The sequence below is a fragment of the Asticcacaulis biprosthecium C19 genome, assembly GCF_000204015.1.
GTDB lineage: Bacteria > Pseudomonadota > Alphaproteobacteria > Caulobacterales > Caulobacteraceae > Asticcacaulis > Asticcacaulis biprosthecius.
In genome coordinates this window covers 486,056-504,127 of the sequence record NZ_GL883078.1, presented here as the reverse complement: position 1 = coordinate 504,127, position 18,072 = coordinate 486,056, and the positions used below count along the sequence as shown (strand labels likewise).

The window sequence follows — 18,072 nt, the reverse complement described above, 5'->3', positions numbered from 1 at the left end:
GACGAGAGCCGAGCGAAGCGCGGGCGATCGGGTGAGGGACTGTCAGAGGACGGAGTGCTCCGAAGACGCCCATGCCCCTCACCCCAACCCTCTCCCCGCAGGCGGGGCGAGGGGCCTAATCAGCGGCACTGCCGCCACCGTCTTTCCGTAGACTAGGTAAGGCTTCAAGGGATCACCCTTCGCCAAATCCGTAAACGCCGCATGCGTCAGCTCAAGCCCGCCGGTAAAACTCCCAAACGCTGGCATGATCAGCAACCGCTCATTCATCGCGAAACACTTGCCGCTCAGCCTATGCCCATGCAGCGACGTCCTAAGCTTGGGATGAAAATGCCCGATCACCTGCGGCAGGTCCGACACTGCCGGTTCATGGCTGAAAAGTACATTGTCTACAACATAGTCGTCCGCAAAACATAAAGAGGGATCGACCGTCACCCCGACATCGTGATTGCCTTCGACGAAGCAGCAATGCTCAACCGACCCGCATAACTCCAATAGCTGCTTCCGCGTCCGGTCTTCCAGCCGCGCCCACGCCGCCTTGTCATGAAAGGTGTCGCCCAGCAGAATCAGCACCTTCGGCTGATATCGCGCGATCAACCGCTCCAGCCGCACCAGGGTATCATGACTGTCATAGGCCGGGATGGCCGAGCCGAACTGCGCCAGGAAGGTCGACTTTTCGAGGTGAAGATCCGACACCGCCAGGGTCTCTTTCTCAGCCCAGTACAGGCCCAGTTCCGCATCCAGCACGACATAATGACCGGCAAAGGCGACCTCAAGCCATGAGGCCATGTTCGACCTCCGCCATCATCCGTTCGGCCTGGGTCTCGACATCGCCCTGGGCCAGCAGCGCCTCCAGCCCGCCACCGGGCAGCCGTTCGGTGCGCACGTCCAGGATTACCGGCAGCGACATCGGCGATGGCCGGGGCAGGGCGCGGAATTCGATATGCGACTGGAAGTTCAAAATCATGTCGGTCAGGCGGTCCAGATCCAGCAGTTCGCGCTCGGCATCGGCCCGGGTCAGGGCCAGCAGAACATGGCCGGGATCATACTTGCGCAGCACGTCATAGATCAGGTCGGTCGAGAAGGTCACCTGTTTCAGGGTTTTGCGCGCCGAGTTGTGATTCTGTTCGACCAGACCGGCAATCGTCGCCACCCGCCGAAACGATCGCTTCAGCATCGGCGATTCACTCAACCACTCCTCCAGTTCGTCGGAGAGAATATCGGCGCGCAGTAACTCGTAAATGCTCTCGCCGGTGACCGCCTTCACGCTGGTAATCGCCAGGCCGTAATCGGTGACGGTGAAACTCAAGGGATGCAAGCCCAATCGCTCCATGCGCCGGCTGAACAGCATGCCGAGAGTCTGGTTCGCCCGCCGGCCTTCGAAGGTATAGAGCACGGTGGCGAACAGCATGCCGCGCGGAAAGCTCTCGACCAACAGGCTCTTGCGGTCGGGCAGTTGTGAGAACCGCGCCTGCAGCATCAGCCAGTTGCGCACCAGTTTCGGCAACCCATTCAGCGCATCCTCGTCCTGCAACAGTCCGCGCACGCCGTCGGCCAGGAAGGTCGACAGTGGCATTTGGCCACCCGAATAGGTCGGTATCCGCGGTTCCTTCGCCGTGCTGGCCCTGGCATGCAGCGTCATGTCCTGGATGCGCTCGAAGGCCAGCACCTCGCCGCCGAAATAGAAGGTGTCGCCGGGGCTGAGCGACTGGCCGAACTGCTCTTCAATCTCGCCAAGATAGCGCCCGCCGCGGCCGTGTATCTTGCGTACCTTCAGCTTGCCGGCCTCGATGATGACGCCGATGTTTTGACGGTGCCGCTGGATCATCTGCGGCGTCGACGGCACCCAGGCACCATCCCGCTTGACCAGGCGATGCCAGCGGTCATAGGCGCGCAGGGCGTAGCCGCCGTCGATGACGAACTGGAACAGCTCCTCGAACTGTTCATATTTCAGATGATGGTACGACCACGACCGGGCGACGATATCGTGCAGTCCGTGCGGCGTGATCGGCGCCGAACAGGCGGCGTTCATGATGAACTGGATGACCACGTCCTGGGCGCCGGGCAGGGGCTCATCGCCGTCAAGGTGCCGCGCCGCGATGGCGGATATCGCGGCCTCGCATTCCAGCACCTCGAACTGGTTGGCCGGCACCAGAAACGCCTTCGACGGGACATCGACCTGGTGGTTCGACCGGCCGATCCGTTGCAGAAGCCGCGATACCCCCTTGGGCGCCCCGACCTGTATGACGACATCGACATTGCCCCAATCGATGCCCAGTTCGATCGCCGCCGTGGCGACGACGGCGCGCAGCTTGCCCTCGGCCATCATCGCCTGAGTTTTGGCGCGCAACTCCCGCGTCAGGGAGGCGTGATAGATGGCGATGGCTAAAGCCTCGTCATTGGCCTCCCACAGCAACTGGAACAGCAGTTCGGCCTGGGCGCGGGTGTTGACGAAGACGATGGTGGTCTTCGCCTTGACGATCTCGGCCATGATCTCGGGCACCGCGTATTTGGCCATGAAGCCGCCATAGGGAATGGCTTCCATCGTTTTCAGGATATGGACCTTGGGTGGCTTGCCACCGGGGCTATCGAGATGCGGTACCGGCGCGCCGGTCGGCCCAAGCCACATTGAAAACAGGTCCGGTTCGGCCACCGTCGCCGACAGGCCGATGCGGCGATAGCCCGGCCGATACGCCTCTAACTGCGCCAGGGCCAGCGCAATCAGGTCGCCGCGTTTGGATGCCGCAACCTGGTGGATCTCGTCGATGATGACGGCCTCGATCGAGCCGAACATCTCCGCCGCATCGGGATAAGACAACAGCAGCATCAGCGATTCCGGTGTTGTCAGCAGGATATGCGGCGGCTTGGCGCGCTGGCGCTTACGGCGATAGGCGGAGGTGTCGCCGGTCCGTGACTCGAGGGTGACGGGCAGGTTCAACGCCTTGACCAACGCCACGACATTGCGTTCGATATCGTAATTTAATGCCTTCAACGGTGAGATATAGAGGGTGTGCAGTCCCTTGGGCCTGCGCGCATCGATGTCGATCAACGAGCCAATAAACCCTGCCAGCGTCTTGCCGGTACCGGTCGGCGCGGTCAGCAGGGTCGACAGGCCTTGGCGGTAGCGTTCCGCCATCGCCTTCTGGTGGGGGAGGATCTTCCAGTCCTGCTGGTCGAACCACTGCCGGAAATGCGAAGGGATAGCCGCCATGATCCGTTATGTAAGTATCCAAGTATAAGGGAGCAATCTCGCTTTGGCATACGCAGGAAAAAGGCGAGTGGATGAAGCTCTGGAAGACCACCCGCCTCACAATTCCTTATGTCTTATACTCCCCATTATACGGGGAGGTGGATCGTGAGCGCCAGCTCACGAGACGGTGGGGGATTTCTTGGCGCCGAGCCTACCAAATCGGTGTGCCATGAACCTCGGTGTCGTATGACCCACCCCCGTGACTGGATCGAAGTCCGCAAGGAAGGCGTCTTCTGCAAACCGGGCGGTTTCTTCATCGACCCCATGCACCCCGCTGAAATCGCCGTGGTCACCCATGGCCATGCCGACCACGCCCGCGCCGGCCACGGCGACGTCTTTGCCACCTACGAAACTCTGGCCATCATGCGTGCCCGCTACGGCGAAACCCACGCAACCATCGCCGAACATCCACTCACCCACGGTCAGGCCGTCGACATCAACGGTGTGAAAGTCAGCCTGCATCCGGCCGGTCACATCCTGGGCTCCTCCCAGGCGCGGCTGGAATACAATGGCGCGACCATCGTTTTTTCCGGCGACTACAAACGCCGCGCCGATCCGACCTGTGTGCCGTTTGAACCCGTGCCGTGCGATGTCTTTGTCACTGAGGCCACCTTTGCCCTGCCGGTGTTCCGCCATCCCCCGCTGGAAGACGAAATCGTCAAGCTGCTGACCTCGCTGCGCCAGTTTCCAGAGCGCTGCCACCTGGTCGGCGTCTATGCCCTGGGCAAGTGCCAGCGCATGATGGTCGCTATGCGGCGCGCCGGCTACGGTGAGACTATCTACCTGCATGGCGCCATGGTGCGGTTGTGTGAGCTATACCGGGATTTCGGCATCGATCTGGGGCCGTGGGATCTGGTCACGCCCGAAAACGCCAAAACCCTCGCCGGCAAGATCGTCCTGTGTCCGCCCTCGGCGTTGCAGGACCGCTGGTCGCGCAAACTACCCGACGTCCTGACAGTCGCGGCGTCCGGCTGGATGCGCATCCGGGCACGCGCCAAACAGAAGGGCGTGGAACTGCCTCTGGTCGTGTCCGACCATGCCGACTGGGACGAGCTTTTGCAGACCCTGAGCGATGTCGGCGCCCCCGAAATCTGGGTGACGCATGGTCGTGACGATGCCCTGGTCTATGCTGCCCAGCAGATGGGCCTGAAGGCCCAGGCCCTCCACTTGATCGGCTATGAGGACGACAGCGAGTGATGCGCACCTGCTTCCATCATTTGTCATTCCTTATACCTCCCCGCGCTCTTCGCGTGGGGAGGGGGACCGCACGAGGCCGCAGCGTAGCGAAGGCCGAGATGTGGTGGTGGGGCGACTTTCTTTTTCATTCCCAAATCTCAATGGCTATCGCGCCTACAACAAGGCGCCCCACCACCATTTCGCGCCGCTGCACTTCGTTTTGCTTGCTCATGGTCCCCCTCCCCACGCGAAGGGCGCGGGGAGGTATAAGCAAGACCTTGCCTGCAACCGGGCTGGCGTTCTCATGAGAGCCTTTTCCCGCCTTCTCGAACGGCTGTATTTCGAGCCCGCCACGTCGGGCAAGGAACGCCTGCTGCTCGACTATTTTGCCACCACACCCGATCCCGACCGTGGCTTTGCGGTCGCCATCATCGCCGACAGCCTGTCCCTGCCCAATTTCAAGCGCGGTATGGTGCTGGAGCTGATCCGCGCCCGCACCGACCCGCACCTTTTGGCCATGAGCCAGGACTACGTCGGCGAATTGTCGGAGACGGTCGCACATCTGTGGCCGTCTGCGCTCAAGGAGCGAAGCGTTAGCGCAAACGAAGATTCCACGGCTGAAGCTTCGGAAGGCCGCCTGCCGCCCTTGAGCGACGTCGTTCATAACTTACGTCACAAACCGAAGGCGGACCTGCCGGCCTATGTCGCCGATCTTCTGGACTGCATGACCTCACCGGAGCGTTGGGCATTGCTGAAAATCGGCACGGGCTCCCTGCGCATCGGGGTTTCGGCGCGGCTGCTGAAACAGGTCCTGGCCAAGTACGGCAACCAGCCCGTCGAACAGGTCGAAACCTTGTGGCATGGCGTCGACCCGCCCTACGAAGACCTGTTCGCCTGGCTGGAAGGCCGCGCTGACGCGCCGGTGGTGCATGAGAAACTGACCTACACGCCGGTGATGCTGGCACATCCGCTGGAAGAGAAGGATCATCGACTTATCCTGCCCGAAACCTATGCCGCCGAATGGAAGTACGACGGCATCCGCGTCCAGGTCGTCCATTCCGCCATCGGCCGCGCCCTGTTCACCCGCACCGCCGACGACATCAGCCATACCTTCCCGGATGTGCTGGAACACCTCAACTTCCATGCCGTTCTGGATGGAGAACTGTTGGTGCTGCGCGGCGATGACCTGGGCACGTTCAATGACCTGCAACAACGCCTGGGCCGCAAGAGCCCGTCGTCCAAACTGATCAAAGAATATCCCGCCGGCATCATCGCCTATGACCTGTTGATGCTGGAAGGCGAGGACGTTCGGTCGCAACCCTATGCCGCTCGGCGCGCCCTGCTGCAGGCGGCGCTGGAGCACCACCAGCCGGCGGGAATCCGTATGTCGCCCGACCTGCGGTACAAGGACTTTGCCGAACTGGAATCTTTCCGCGGCAGTGTCGACAATGCCTCGGTCATCGAAGGCGTCATGCTGAAACGCCGCGACAGCGCCTATGTCGCCGGCCGCCCGACCGGGCCGTGGTACAAGTGGAAGATCAATCCGAAGCTGGTCGATGCCGTTCTGATGTATGCCCAGCGCGGTTCCGGCAAACGTTCCTCCTTCTATTCAGACTTCACCTTTGGCCTGTGGAAAGGCAACGAGTTGCTGCCGATCGGCAAGGCCTATTTTGGCTTCACCGATGCCGAACTGAAGGAACTGGACAAGTGGGTGCGCCACAATACCCTGCAAAGCTTCGGCCCGGTCCGTGAGGTGCGCAAGGACCTGGTCTTAGAGGTCGCCTTCGACGCTGTTCATCGCTCGACGCGGCACAAGTCGGGCTATGCCCTGCGCTTTCCGCGTATCAGCCGCATCCGCTGGGACAAGCCCGCCCAGGACGCCGACCGCATGGACGCCTTGGAAGGCCTTCTAACCTGACCCTTTCCTTTCGGGGCTGCATCCACTATCTGAGAGGCATGATCGATGAGCTCTATTCCCGCGAAATCCTGCGCCGTACCACCCAACTTCAACACGTCGGCCGGCTGGCCCATCCTCACGGCACGGCTGACCGGACGGCGAAGTTGTGCGGTTCAACCATCCACGTCGAATTGACCATGGACGGGGATACGATCATCGACTTCGCTCAGGAGGTGCAGGCCTGCGCCCTGGGCCAGGCAGCCGCGGCCATCCTTAGCCAGCATGTTATAGGCGCTACACGGGACGAAATCCTGTCGGCGCGGGACGCCTTGCGCGGTCTGCTGAAGGGGCAGGATGTTACCTTCCCGGAACGCTTCGAGGATTTGAGGATCCTCGCCAGCGTGAAGGATTTTCCGGCCCGCCATGCTTCGACTCTTCTTGCCCTCGAAGCAACGGCTGAAGCGATGGGTAACGCCCGGACTTAATACCGCACCGCCGTTACAATCGTGCAACTATTATCGCACTGCAACATAGTCCCCTCGTTTCGGGGGTTGCTTTCACCGTCGAAATAGGTTCGTATACAACCAGGGTTGGGATGAAGTTCGCGTAACTACCGTCGTGTGCGGCATTTTTTGACGTAGGCCAGGCTTTATTTCCGCATGTCCGGTTTGTATGAACGGTCCGTTCGCGCGGCTTTGCGGGCGTACAAGATTACCCTGTCGCCCTATATCGGGCAGGGCTGCCGCTTTCGGCCGACCTGCTCCGAGTATATGGCTGATGCCCTGATCCAGCACGGTCCTGTGGCCGGTGCCTGGATGGGAATCCGACGTATCTGCCGCTGCCGTCCCGGTGGAGGCTACGGGTTCGACCCGGTGCCGCCGAAAGGTGACAGGTAGCGGTTACGAGTGCCGGTTCGAGATGGTTTTATTAAGACCACATCGAATCTTTATGAAAATTATTGCGCGATGAAGCCCGCCGTAAGGGCTACAGGTCGCCAGCTAAGAAGTGACTGAGATGACGATAGACTTGACCTTCCCCGACGGCGCTGTTCGCTCCTTCGAGAGGGGTACAACCGGCAGACAGATTGCCGAAAGCCTTTCGAAATCTCTGGCCAAGAAGGCGGTTCTGATCAAACTGGACGGGGCTCTTCTGGACCTCGACCGACAACTCGAGAACGGGGGGAGGCTGGACATCTTGACGCGTGAAGCCCCTGAAGTGCTTGAGGTTATCCGTCACGATACGGCCCATATCCTGGCCGAGGCCGTGCAGGAACTGTTTCCGGGTACCCAAGTCACCATCGGTCCGGCCATTGACGATGGTTTCTATTACGACTTCGCCCGCGACGAGCCGTTTTCGACCGACGACTTTCCCAAGATCGAAGCCAAGATGCGCGAGATCGTCGACCGCGACGAGAAGATTCGCCGCGAGGTCTGGGACCGCAACCACGCCATCGCCCACTTCGAATCCATCGGCGAAAAATATAAGGCCGAGATTATCCGCGACCTGCCGGAGTCTGAGGACATCAGCGTCTATTTCCACGGCGATGCCTGGAAGGACCTGTGCCTGGGGCCGCACCTGCCGTCGTCAAAGTTTATCGGCAAGGCCTTCAAACTGACCAAGCTGGCCGGCGCCTACTGGCGCGGCGACCACAACAATGCCCAGCTGCAACGCATCTACGGTACCGCCTGGTCGTCAGAAGCCGACCTGGAAGCCTACATCCAGCGCATCGAAGAGGCAGAAAAGCGCGACCACCGCAAGATCGGCCGCGCTATGGACCTGTTCCATATGCAGGAAGAAGGCCGCGGCATGGTCTTCTGGCACCCCAAGGGCTGGGTGCTTTGGCGCGTGCTCGAAGCCTATATGCGCCGCCGCCTCGACGCCTCGGGCTATGTCGAGGTCAAGACGCCTCAGGTCCTCGATCGCTCCTTCTGGGAACAGTCCGGTCACTGGGAAAAGTATCGTGCGAACATGTTCGTCTGTGAAACCGTCGAAGGCGAGACCCTGTCGCTGAAGCCGATGAACTGTCCGGGCCACGTTCAGATCTTCAAGGTCGGCCTGCGTTCGTACAAGGAACTGCCGATCCGCATGGCCGAGTTCGGCGCCTGCCACCGTTATGAGCCATCGGGTTCGCTGCACGGCCTGATGCGCGTGCGCGGCTTTACCCAGGACGATGCCCACATCTTCTGCCGCGAAGACCAGATCGTCGAGGAAACGGCCAAGTTCGTTCGCCTGACCAAGCTGATCCACGCCGATCTCGGCATGGAAACGGCCTATATCAACCTGGCGACCCGCCCGGAAATCCGTGCCGGTTCGGACGCGTTCTGGGACAAGGCCGAGGGCATGCTGGCCGAGGCTGCCAAGCAGGCCGGGGTCGAACCGGTCATCGCCGAAGGCGACGGTGCCTTCTATGCCCCCAAGCTCGACTTCATCGTCAAGGACGCCATCGGTCGCGAATGGACCTGCGGCACGCTTCAGCTTGACTACGTCCTGCCGGAACGCCTTGATGCCGAATATGTCGCCGAAGACGGCTCGCGCCAGCGTCCGGTCATGCTTCACCGCGCCATCCTGGGCTCGTTCGAACGCTTCATCGGCATCATGATCGAAAACTTCGCCGGCAAGTTCCCGCTGTGGCTGGCCCCGGTCCAGGTTGTGGTGGCGCCGATCACCTCGGACGCCAACCCCTATGCCGAAAAGGTCACGCAAAGCCTTCGGGCCGCAGGCCTGCGCGTCGAGGCCGATCTGCGCAACGAAAAGATCAACTACAAGGTCCGCGAACATTCGGTCGCCAAGGTGCCGGTGATCGCCGTGGTCGGCCGCAAGGAAGCCGAAACCGGCGAAGTCGCCCTGCGCTTCCTGGGTTCTGACGGCCAGACCATCCTGTCGCTTGCCGATGCCGTCCAGCGGTTGCAAACAGATGCAACCCCGCCTGACTTGAAGCAGAGTGATTAACCATGAATCACAACCTGCCGCCGTCGATTGTGGAGATGTTGAAGGAGCGCAAGCTGGCAACCAGCGAAGCGCACTACTTCGTACTGCAACATCTCGACATGTCGCCCTACGATGAGACGGTCGACGGCGTCAGCGTGATCATGATCGTCTACCACACGGGCAAGGTCCTGTTCGAGGCGATCGAAAAGGTTCTGGACGACCCGCAGGTCCAGCAGTTCATCATCATCGATAACGGCTCCTCGGAAAAGGCGGCGCAGAAACTGCGCGACCTGAACGACGAATACGACCACATCCTGCTGGTCCAGGGCCATGGCAATATCGGCTTCGCCAAGGCAGCCAATCTGGGCGCTCACCTTGCCAACCAGCCCTGGCTGGTCTTCCTAAACCCCGACGCCTTGCTTCAACAGGGCTGCATCAAGCGTCTGGTCGAGTCGGCGCGCGGTCAGCCGTCGCCGTGCATTGTCGGTTCGCGCTTGCTCAATCCGGACGGTTCGGAGCAGCGTGGTGCCCGCCGCGGCGAGGTCACGCCGGTCACCACCCTGCTGGCCCTGACGCGGCTGTCCAAGCTCGTGCCGGAGCTGCAGAAGTTCGAAATCCACTATGAAGGCAATGACCTGCCGGACGTACCTCAGGCCGTGCCGACGATTTCCGGGGCCTGTTTCGCCGTGTCCAAGCGCGACTTTGCCCGGCTGAAGGGTTTTGACTCGCACTTCTTCCTGCACGTCGAAGATGTCGACCTGTGCTGGCGCGCGCGGGAATGCGGCGGTCTCGTGCTGTTCCATCCCAAGGCCGAGGTCATGCATGTCGGCCACACCTCGCGCGTCGAGCCGCTGCATGTGGAATGGAACAAGGGCATGGGGCTGTGCTACTATTTCCACAAGCGCGCCAAGGGCTTCTGGCGCAAGGCCTATGTCACCCTGCTGACGCCGGTGATCCTGGGGGTGTCGGTGGCCCGCGCCATTGTCCGGCCGCGACTCAAGAACGACGAAGACGACGTCGCCGCCGAGTAGGGCCCAGGCGTCCGATTGATCTCAATCATGGGCAACCGCCTGCAGATCATGTCAAATGGTCGTCGACACGCCGCCAAAGGACCCGTCAATGCCAAAACACAGCGCGCAGGAACGTCACTTCATGTCCCGGGTCGGCTGGCTGCGGGCAGCGGTGCTGGGCGCCAATGACGGGATCATCTCGGTGGCTAGTCTGATCGCCGGCATGGCGGCGACCTCTTCCGACAAAAGCACGGTGGTTGTCACAGGTGTCGCGGCGCTCGTCGCCGGTGCTCTGTCAATGGCCGCCGGTGAATATGTGTCGGTCAGTTCTCAGGCCGACACGGAACGCTCGGATCTGGCCCGTGAACGCCAGGAACTTCTGGAATTTCCTGAAGCCGAACTTGAGGAACTGACCCAGATCTATGTCGGACGCGGCTTGCCACGTGAGCTGGCGGAACAGGTTGCTGCGCGACTGATGGAAACCGACGCCTTTGGTGCCCATGCCCGCGATGAGCTTGGCATTTCCGAACATACCCAGGCGCGTCCAATTCAGGCAGCGCTGACCTCCGCGGCGACCTTCGCCACGGGTGCGGCCTTACCCCTGGTGGCCCTGTTGCTAAGTCCCAGACCGTTCGCCTTTTGGAGTGTGACGGCTTCCGCGCTCGTGTTCCTGGGCATTCTGGGTGCCATCGGGGCGACGGCCGGAGGCTCGGTGGCCTGGAAGGCCGCCGCGCGGGTTGTCTTCTGGGGGGCACTGGCCATGGCGGTGACGGCGCTCGTCGGGCGCCTGTTTGGCGCCAGCGTTTAAGCTCGCACAGCCAGACGCGGCGCGATCGTTCTACTCAGCCGGTCTGACAGCTTCCGGCAGCGGGTTGTCATACAGTGTAATCACCACGTCGCGCCCATTGCTATAGTTCGTGCCAGTCACCTTGGTCACCACGCGGGGTACCACGCCGTCAGCCTTGGCAGCCTTCTGGAATTCCGCCTCCTGCAGGGACTCGACGAAGACAGGCCGGCCCTCCTTAAGCGCCTTGACGGCCGCCGGCGCGTTTTCGTTCAGCAACTGCGTCTTGGTGCCCATCTCGAACACCAGACTTGGCTCGGAATAGCCCAGGGTGGCAACAGGCCCCGGCGCAATGCCGAGCCGGGGGTCCAGCTTGTGCGCCTGCAGGGCCGCCTCCATCTTGCGTGACACCCAAATCGGCGTCAGCGAAGCCGCCAGGCTGACGAAGCTCAGATGCGCGATGATACCTGAGGCCAGCAGGAAGCCGAAGGCCGTCCGCTGCTGGTTGCGCAGCAACAGCCAGGCGGCGAAGATCATCAGGACCAGGGCTGAGGCTCCCACGGCGACCAGCAGAAGAAGGGAGCCTTGAGTGCCATATTCCTTGTAGCCATACCACGCCAGGCCCGTCAGCAGCACCCCGCCCAACAGACCGAACACCAGGTTGATAATCTTGGCCCAGGTCTTCAGCGACAGGTCCAGCGACACCGCCGCCAGCCAGCACAGGGCGGCAAAGGTCGGCAAGGTATAGTGCGGCAGCTTGGTCGGCATGATCTCAAAAAACAGGAAGGCCGGCAGGAACCACGCTACGGCAAACCGTATCGCCGGCTCGGTTCGGCGCTGGATGGCTGTCTGGATGGCGCCGCCCAGCAACCCGCAAGCCGGGAACATGGTGATGGCCAGGAGCAGGGTGTGATAGCCCGGCCAACCGAAATGGCCTTCCGACCCGCCGTCCAGCTTGGTCTTCAGATCATGGCCCACCGCCCCGGTCCAGAAGGCGCCGTCGGTGGTAATGGTGATGGCCACCGCCCACGGGCCGCAGATGGCCAGGCACAGGATCAAGCCCCAGCCGATATTGAGGTACCTCACCCAGGTGATGCGACGATCCCAGCCCCACAGGGTCAGGATCGGCAGGGCAAGGATGAGGAAGGCCACTGGCCCCTTGACCAGGATGGCAAAGGCGGTCGCCAGCCAGAAGATCCACAGTTCCTTGCCCAGTTTGGGCGGCGGGTCGGCCTTGTCCACATCGCGTGTGCGCATGTAGATGATGGACAGGGCTGCCATGGCCAGGGTCAGCAGACCGGTCAGCACGGCATCGGTCTTGGCCCAGAAGGCTTCGGTCGACAACATGAAGCTGACGGCAAAGATGAGGCCGGCCTTAGTGCCGATGCGGGTCCCGAACGCCCGCGACGCGCCCCAGGCGCAGGCAAAGGCGGCCAGCGCTGCGCCCAGCAGCGACGGCCAGCGATAGGCCAGGATCTTGCGAGCCTCGACCGTCGAGGTCAGCTTGACGGCTGCCGCCTGCATCCAGTGAATCCCGACAGGCTTCTTGTGCCGCGGGCCGTCCTGGTAGCTGATATTGATATAGTCGCCGGTCTCCAGCATCTGCGACGTCGCCTGAACGAAGCGCGATTCATCGCGGTCCAGCGGTGGCATGATCAGGGCGCAGGGCAGACCAACCAGGAAGGCCAGCAGGGCCGCGATCAGCGGACCGCGCAGGCCGCGCGAGGCCTGGCCGAAAAATTCCGTATGCATTAGCCGGCTGAGGGCGGCCTTGACATTGGGCATGGAGAATGCGGCGGACATGGCAACCCTTTTAAGCGCAGAGCCTGTGAAGGGCAAATGCCTGTTTACGCACGGGGGCGGAAACGATAAGACAGGATGAAAATCCTATCCGCCGCAAAGACTTAAGTATTCCCTGCATATGCCCCCATCCGTCTCCGTCATCGTCCCCGTTCATAATGAAGAAGGCGCCTGTGTGCAAGTCGCCGAGGAAATTGTAGCGGAGTTTTCAAAGGTTTACGGCACAGATGGCTTTGAGGTCGTCTTTATCGACGACTCGAGCTCCGACCACACCCTGGCGCGGCTGAACGCGGCCATGGCCGCCCTTCCGCAGATCCGCGTGCTGCATCACGGCAAGAATGTCGGCAAAAGCGGCGCCATCCGCACCGGCGTCCTCGCGGCGCGTGGCGATGTCGTTGTCACGCTCGATGGCGACGGTCAGAACCCGCCGGCCGATGCGGCGCGCATGACCCAGGTCCTGGCGGCGGCGCCGGACGATATCGGCATGGTCGCCGGCATCCGCCGCAACCGCCAGGACAAGCTGTCGAAAAAATGGGCCTCGCGCTGGGCCAACGGCATCCGCAAGGCGCTTTTGAACGACGGCTGCGACGATACCGGTTGCGGGTTGAAGGCGTTCCGCCGTCAGGTTTTTCTGCGACTCCCCTATTTCGATCAAATGCACCGTTACATGCCGTCGCTTATCGCGCGGGAGGGGTATGGTGTGTTGTCCGAGCCGGTGGATGATCGCTTACGTACAACAGGTCAGTCAAAATATACCAATCTGGGCCGTTTGGCAGTGGCGCTAGCGGACCTTCCCGGTGTAATGTGGTTGAACAGCCGTTATCGCAAACCGGGGAAGGTCACCGAATCCGGGCGGTAGGGTTGCCAGACGGGGGTTACGAGGGACTCATCATGGCCATTGATCATCGCGATCTCGCTGCACGCGAAGTTGCTATCGGCATGTACGACGAACCGGCTCCGAAATCAAAAAAGGAAATCAGCGTGATTACAGCCTTTCCGCTCCTGCTTATACCGTGGTTCGTCTACAACGTTCTGGCGGTTTTCGCCATGTTCAGCGGCAATGACGCGGGATCGGCCTACAATGCCATGATTCAGCCGTTGTTCAGCTTGCCGATGCCGTCGCCTGGCACCAAGTGGACCGTGTCGATCAGCGACATCATCCTGCTGGGTGCCTTGATCTGTCTGTTCTTCGAACTGCTGAAGTCGACCAAGTCGGACAAGGTGGCGATCATCAACCACTCTTTGTCGATGGTGTTGTTCATCGTCTGCCTGGTGGAGTTTTTGCTGCTGCGGCCGTTCGCGACCTCGACCTTCTTCCTGCTGACCAGCATGACCCTGATGGACGTTCTGGCGGGCTTTATCGTCACCGCCATCTCGGCTCGGAAAGATATCGACTTCGGGGCGTAAGGTTCGGTTGTCAGTGCTTCCTACGGAACCCCGGTCGCAAGGCCGGGGTTTTCTTATTTGGACCGACTATCCGAACACCGAAAAAATGATGGTCACCATCAAGGTATCAAACGCGCGGGTCCAGAAACGCGGCGAGGCAAGAAACAAGGCTTTGGCAGGACGGGACACGCTCGGCTCCACTCAGAAGGAGCCACCGGCCGTGCAAGGAACGTGCCGTTCAAAATAGGGTTAAATTTCAGTCTTCGTGACCCGACCGGGACGCGGACGGCGGTCGTTTGACCCGGAATATTCCGACTTGAGATAGGTCGTTTTTGCCCGCTCCAGGGTTTCAGGCCCGCCCTTCAGGCCGCGCTTCTCGCCGCCGCTCAGCAATTGGGCGGCAAAGGCACCTTCGTCGACTCCGGTCGCCGCCTTCTTGCGTGAAGGTTTACCGGTGGCATGGTCGATGACCGGGCCGGACGGGACGGGCAGGGAGGATTTGGACTCGCTCATGCCCGTCACTATGCCGCAATATCTCTTAAAAAACGATCCGAGAGTCAGGACTTTTTGGCGAGTTGATCTATCTGCGCCTTCATGGCTTCCATCTGCTCACGCAGTTCGCGAACCTGGTCGGAGTCGGAACGAGCCGCAGCCGCCGGAGTGGGATCCAGGCCTTCAGTAGCAGCGACCGTCGAGCCCCCTGCCGCATTGGCGAAGGAGAAGGGCGAGAACATCCGCATGGCGCGGTCGAACATGGCCAGGTTCTGCGACACTTGCTCATCGAAATATCCCAGAGCCGGCGTGCCGCCGAAGGCCTGGGAAAACTGCGAACGAAAACGCTCCTGCTGCTTGGCGAAACCATCCAGGGACATTTCGAGATAGGTCGGCAACAGGTTCTGCATGCTGTCGCCATAGAAGCTGATCAACTGACGCAGGAACTGGATCGGCAGCAGGTTCTGCCCGCGGCTTTCTTCTTCGAAGATGATCTGGGCCAGGACCGAACGGGTGATGTCGTCGCCGGTCTTGGCGTCGAACACCACGAAATCGATGCCTTGCCGCACCATGTCCGACAGGTTGTCGAGCGTGACATAGGACGAGGTCGCCGTATTGTAGAGCCGGCGGTTGGCGTATTTCTTGATAATGACGCGGTCGCCCTCGGCGCGCTTGTTACGGGGTTTTGTTTCACTCACTGCGTTTACTCCCAATGCTACCTGAGTTTTTGCATGGATTTTGCGGTCTTTAGCCGCTTTGATTTTGCACCACGATAAACCCTTTTGTGCTAGTGCGTAAAGAGGTGTTGTAATATGAGTAAAAGATCAATTATTTTAATGTGTTAAGTGCAAAACGATGCTCTGTGCCGCAGCATTTGATGCTGCAACCCATGTTGCGCACAAAAAATTGACTGAAACCGTATCCGGACGTACCGGATAGGGGGTGACGCGGCCGTCAACATCGGGCAAGTGTCTGTCACGAAAAGACTTACAATAGGAAACCACAGTTCAAGGCTTCGGGGAAACGGGAAACTTGATTTCGCGTCTGGGGTGTCTTAAGCCGCCCCCATCCAGCCCCGCCGTGTCCCACAGGGAGTTCTCCGCATGTCCACAGACGTTGTCATCGTATCCGCCGCCCGTACCGCGGTCGGTTCCTTCCTCGGTTCCTTCGCCGCCATTGCGGCCCACGACCTGGGCGCCCACGCCATCAAGTCGGCCATCGAACGCGCCGGCCTGCAGGCGTCGGACATTAACGAAGTCATCCTGGGCCAGGTGCTCCAGGCGGCACAGGGCCAGGGCCCGGCCCGCCAGGCCTCGGTCAAGGCGGGCGTTCCCTATGACGCGCCGGCATGGTCGATCAACCAGATCTGCGGCTCCGGCCTGCGTGCGGTTGCCTTGGGTGCCCAGCAGGTGGCGCTCGGCGAATCCGCCATTGTCGTGGCCGGTGGCCAGGAAAGCATGTCAATGTCGACCCACGCCGCCTACATCCGCGCCGGCCAGAAGATGGGCGACCTGAACCTGGTCGACACCATGATCAAGGACGGCCTGTGGGACGCCTTCAACAACTATCACATGGGCACGACCGCCGAGAACATCGCCACCAAGTACGGCATCAGCCGCCAGGAACAGGACGAGTTCGCCGTCGCCTCGCAGAACAAGGCCGAGGCAGCCCAGAAGGGCGGCAAGTTCGAAGCCGAAATCGCCCCCTACACCATTAAGGGCCGCAAGGGCGACGTCGTCGTCGACAAGGACGAATTCATCCGCCACGGCGTCACCTACGACGCCATTTCCGGTCTTCGCCCGGCCTTCAGCAAGGACGGCACCGTTACCGCCGCCAACGCGTCGGGCCTGAATGACGGCGCCGCCGCCGTGGTGCTGATGTCGAAAGCCGAAGCCGACAAGCGTGGTCTTAAAGTCCTGGCCCGCATCGTCGCTGCCGGCATCGCCGGTGTCGACCCGGCCATCATGGGCACCGGCCCGATCCAGGCCACCCAGAACGCCTTGAAGAAAGCCGGCTGGTCGATCTCCGATCTCGACGTCATCGAAGCCAACGAAGCCTTTGCCGCCCAGGCCATCTCGGTCAATCGCGACCTGGGCTGGGACGTCGCCAAGGTCAATGTCAACGGTGGCGCCATCGCCATCGGCCACCCGATCGGCGCTTCGGGCGCGCGGGTTCTGGTCACCCTGCTGCACGAGTTGCAGCGCCGCGGTGGCGGCAAGGGCCTGGCAACACTTTGCATCGGCGGCGGGATGGGTGTGGCCCTGGCCGTAGAAGCCTAGTCGCGCCGCCCTGATGGGCTGCAAATCATCGTCTGGCTGCGAGACGGTGCTCACGTACTTAAGTACGCTCCGCTCCGTTTCTCGCCAGCCAATAATTTTCGCCTCATCATGACGACGCTCGTCCGAGGGGCATAAGGGAGATTAAGAATATGGGAAGAGTTGCACTGGTCACCGGCGGTACGCGCGGCATCGGCAAGGCCATCGTCAAGCGTTTAAAGGATGCTGGCCTTACGGTTGCAGCCGGCTATGCCGGTAACGAAGAAAATGCCCGCAAGGTCGCCGAAGAACTCAATGTCATGATCGTCAAGGGTTCGGTCGACAACTTCTATGACTGCAAGCGCGCCGTTCAGGAAGTCGAATCCGAACTTGGGCCGATCGAGGTCCTGGTCAACAATGCCGGCATCACCCGCGACGGCTTCTTCCACAAGATGACCCTGGAGCAGTGGCAGCAGGTCATCCACACCAATATGGACAGCGTCTTCAACATGACGCGTCAGGTGATCGAAGGCATGCGCGAGCGCAACTACGGCCGCATCATCAACATCTCGTCGATCAACGGCCAAAAGGGCCAGGCCGGCCAGACCAACTATTCGGCCGCCAAGTCGGGTATGATCGGCTTTACCAAGGCCCTGGCCATGGAATCGGCGAACAAGGGCATTACCGTCAACTGCGTCGCGCCTGGCTATACTTCGACGGAAATGGTCTCGGCCATCGCGCCGGCGGTGTTGGAAAAGATCGTCGCCGGTATTCCGGTCGGCCGTTTGGGCACGCCGGAAGAAGTCGCCGAAATCTGCGCCTTCCTGGCATCGGACATGGCCAGCTTCATCACCGGTGCGACCATTGCCGTCAATGGCGGCCAGCACATGCTCTGAGCCGTGAGGATGGGCTGCAAACCGTCATCTTTTTGCGCGCCCTTGCTCGTGTACGAGATGTACACGTCGCGGCGGGTGCTCAAAAGCTAACGGTTTTCGCCGCATCCTGACGGCTCAGTCTACAGAGGAATCAAGAAGGGCGTGTGCCAAACGGCACGCGCTTTTTACTTATCCTCCACCGCTTTGCCTGTCGGCGAGGCC

At 61.2% G+C, this 18,072-nt stretch carries 16 protein-coding genes; 11 read left to right on the top strand and 5 right to left on the bottom strand.

Going from position 1 to position 18,072, the window contains the following annotated elements:
* Window positions 1-78: 78 nt before the first annotated feature.
* Both pdeM and ABI_RS12740 read right to left on the bottom strand, forming a co-directional pair.
* A complete protein-coding gene (gene pdeM, locus ABI_RS12745; protein WP_006273418.1) occupies window positions 79-786 on the bottom strand; it encodes a ligase-associated DNA damage response endonuclease PdeM in 708 nt (235 codons plus the stop codon).
* A complete protein-coding gene (locus tag ABI_RS12740; protein ID WP_006273417.1) occupies window positions 770-3,208 on the bottom strand; it encodes a ligase-associated DNA damage response DEXH box helicase in 2,439 nt (812 codons plus the stop codon). The genes pdeM and ABI_RS12740 overlap by 17 nt, the downstream gene beginning before the upstream one ends.
* 225 nt (window positions 3,209-3,433) lie before the next feature.
* On the opposite strand from ABI_RS12740, the gene ABI_RS12735 reads away from it, so the two are divergent.
* The 7 genes from ABI_RS12735 (at window position 3,434) to ABI_RS12710 (ending at window position 11,066) form a co-directional block, all read left to right on the top strand.
* Window positions 3,434-4,444, top strand: coding sequence for a ligase-associated DNA damage response exonuclease (locus tag ABI_RS12735; RefSeq protein ID WP_006273416.1), 1,011 nt, complete (start codon window positions 3,434-3,436; stop codon window positions 4,442-4,444).
* A gap of 283 nt (window positions 4,445-4,727) precedes the next feature.
* The gene (locus tag ABI_RS12730) at window positions 4,728-6,341 is read left to right on the top strand and encodes a cisplatin damage response ATP-dependent DNA ligase (RefSeq protein ID WP_006273415.1); all 1,614 of its coding nucleotides are present in this window, start codon (window positions 4,728-4,730) and stop codon (window positions 6,339-6,341) included.
* A gap of 38 nt (window positions 6,342-6,379) precedes the next feature.
* Window positions 6,380-6,805: an iron-sulfur cluster assembly scaffold protein gene (locus ABI_RS12725; RefSeq protein WP_006273414.1), complete on the top strand. Its 426-nt coding sequence runs from the start codon at window positions 6,380-6,382 to the stop codon at window positions 6,803-6,805.
* Between the two features lie 174 nt (window positions 6,806-6,979).
* The gene (gene yidD / locus ABI_RS24480; RefSeq protein WP_006273413.1) at window positions 6,980-7,216 is read left to right on the top strand and encodes a membrane protein insertion efficiency factor YidD; all 237 of its coding nucleotides are present in this window, start codon (window positions 6,980-6,982) and stop codon (window positions 7,214-7,216) included.
* A 118-nt stretch (window positions 7,217-7,334) separates the two neighbouring features.
* Window positions 7,335-9,269, top strand: a complete 1,935-nt coding sequence (thrS, locus tag ABI_RS12720) for a threonine--tRNA ligase (RefSeq protein ID WP_040309225.1) — start codon at window positions 7,335-7,337, stop codon at window positions 9,267-9,269.
* A 2-nt stretch (window positions 9,270-9,271) separates the two neighbouring features.
* On the top strand, window positions 9,272-10,279 hold the full coding sequence (locus ABI_RS12715; protein WP_006273411.1) for a glycosyltransferase: 1,008 nt from the start codon (window positions 9,272-9,274) through the stop codon (window positions 10,277-10,279).
* Window positions 10,280-10,367: 88 nt separating this feature from the next.
* On the top strand, window positions 10,368-11,066 hold the full coding sequence (locus tag ABI_RS12710) for a VIT1/CCC1 transporter family protein (RefSeq protein ID WP_040309224.1): 699 nt from the start codon (window positions 10,368-10,370) through the stop codon (window positions 11,064-11,066).
* 30 nt (window positions 11,067-11,096) lie between these two features.
* Here ABI_RS12710 and ABI_RS12705 read toward each other — a convergent pair whose 3' ends face one another.
* The gene (locus ABI_RS12705) at window positions 11,097-12,845 is read right to left on the bottom strand and encodes an ArnT family glycosyltransferase (RefSeq protein WP_245531346.1); all 1,749 of its coding nucleotides are present in this window, start codon (window positions 12,843-12,845) and stop codon (window positions 11,097-11,099) included.
* A 118-nt stretch (window positions 12,846-12,963) separates the two neighbouring features.
* Here ABI_RS12705 and ABI_RS12700 point away from each other — a divergent pair, with 118 nt between their 5' ends.
* Complete coding sequence (locus ABI_RS12700; RefSeq protein WP_006273408.1) at window positions 12,964-13,701, top strand: glycosyltransferase family 2 protein; 738 nt, start codon at window positions 12,964-12,966, stop codon at window positions 13,699-13,701.
* 32 nt (window positions 13,702-13,733) lie between these two features.
* A complete protein-coding gene (locus tag ABI_RS12695; RefSeq protein WP_006273407.1) occupies window positions 13,734-14,249 on the top strand; it encodes a hypothetical protein in 516 nt (171 codons plus the stop codon).
* A 228-nt stretch (window positions 14,250-14,477) separates the two neighbouring features.
* Here ABI_RS12695 and ABI_RS12690 read toward each other — a convergent pair whose 3' ends face one another.
* Complete coding sequence (locus ABI_RS12690) at window positions 14,478-14,741, bottom strand: hypothetical protein (protein WP_006273406.1); 264 nt, start codon at window positions 14,739-14,741, stop codon at window positions 14,478-14,480.
* A 44-nt stretch (window positions 14,742-14,785) separates the two neighbouring features.
* On the bottom strand, window positions 14,786-15,418 hold the full coding sequence (gene phaR / locus ABI_RS12685) for a polyhydroxyalkanoate synthesis repressor PhaR (protein WP_006273405.1): 633 nt from the start codon (window positions 15,416-15,418) through the stop codon (window positions 14,786-14,788).
* A gap of 405 nt (window positions 15,419-15,823) precedes the next feature.
* Here phaR and ABI_RS12680 point away from each other — a divergent pair, with 405 nt between their 5' ends.
* Together ABI_RS12680 and phbB are read left to right on the top strand one after the other, a co-directional pair.
* On the top strand, window positions 15,824-16,999 hold the full coding sequence (locus ABI_RS12680) for an acetyl-CoA C-acetyltransferase (RefSeq protein WP_006273404.1): 1,176 nt from the start codon (window positions 15,824-15,826) through the stop codon (window positions 16,997-16,999).
* 149 nt (window positions 17,000-17,148) lie between these two features.
* Window positions 17,149-17,871 carry an acetoacetyl-CoA reductase gene (gene phbB, locus ABI_RS12675; RefSeq protein WP_006273403.1) on the top strand — a complete coding sequence of 241 codons (723 nt, stop codon included), beginning with the start codon at window positions 17,149-17,151 and terminating at the stop codon, window positions 17,869-17,871.
* Window positions 17,872-18,072 lie beyond the last annotated feature (201 nt).

Bases quoted from the DNA above. Each gene is read 5' to 3' on its own strand.
- pdeM (WP_006273418.1), bottom strand. From the start codon at position 786: ATGGCCTCATGGCTTGAGGTCGCCTTTGCCGGTCATTATGTCGTGCTG.
- ABI_RS12740 (WP_006273417.1), bottom strand. From the start codon at position 3,208: ATGGCGGCTATCCCTTCGCATTTCCGGCAGTGGTTCGACCAGCAGGAC.
- ABI_RS12735 (WP_006273416.1), top strand. From the start codon at position 3,434: ATGACCCACCCCCGTGACTGGATCGAAGTCCGCAAGGAAGGCGTCTTC.
- ABI_RS12730 (WP_006273415.1), top strand. From the start codon at position 4,728: ATGAGAGCCTTTTCCCGCCTTCTCGAACGGCTGTATTTCGAGCCCGCC.
- ABI_RS12725 (WP_006273414.1), top strand. From the start codon at position 6,380: ATGATCGATGAGCTCTATTCCCGCGAAATCCTGCGCCGTACCACCCAA.
- yidD (WP_006273413.1), top strand. From the start codon at position 6,980: ATGTCCGGTTTGTATGAACGGTCCGTTCGCGCGGCTTTGCGGGCGTAC.
- thrS (WP_040309225.1), top strand. From the start codon at position 7,335: ATGACGATAGACTTGACCTTCCCCGACGGCGCTGTTCGCTCCTTCGAG.
- ABI_RS12715 (WP_006273411.1), top strand. From the start codon at position 9,272: ATGAATCACAACCTGCCGCCGTCGATTGTGGAGATGTTGAAGGAGCGC.
- ABI_RS12710 (WP_040309224.1), top strand. From the start codon at position 10,368: ATGCCAAAACACAGCGCGCAGGAACGTCACTTCATGTCCCGGGTCGGC.
- ABI_RS12705 (WP_245531346.1), bottom strand. From the start codon at position 12,845: ATGTCCGCCGCATTCTCCATGCCCAATGTCAAGGCCGCCCTCAGCCGG.
- ABI_RS12700 (WP_006273408.1), top strand. From the start codon at position 12,964: ATGCCCCCATCCGTCTCCGTCATCGTCCCCGTTCATAATGAAGAAGGC.
- ABI_RS12695 (WP_006273407.1), top strand. From the start codon at position 13,734: ATGGCCATTGATCATCGCGATCTCGCTGCACGCGAAGTTGCTATCGGC.
- ABI_RS12690 (WP_006273406.1), bottom strand. From the start codon at position 14,741: ATGAGCGAGTCCAAATCCTCCCTGCCCGTCCCGTCCGGCCCGGTCATC.
- ABI_RS12680 (WP_006273404.1), top strand. From the start codon at position 15,824: ATGTCCACAGACGTTGTCATCGTATCCGCCGCCCGTACCGCGGTCGGT.
- phbB (WP_006273403.1), top strand. From the start codon at position 17,149: ATGGGAAGAGTTGCACTGGTCACCGGCGGTACGCGCGGCATCGGCAAG.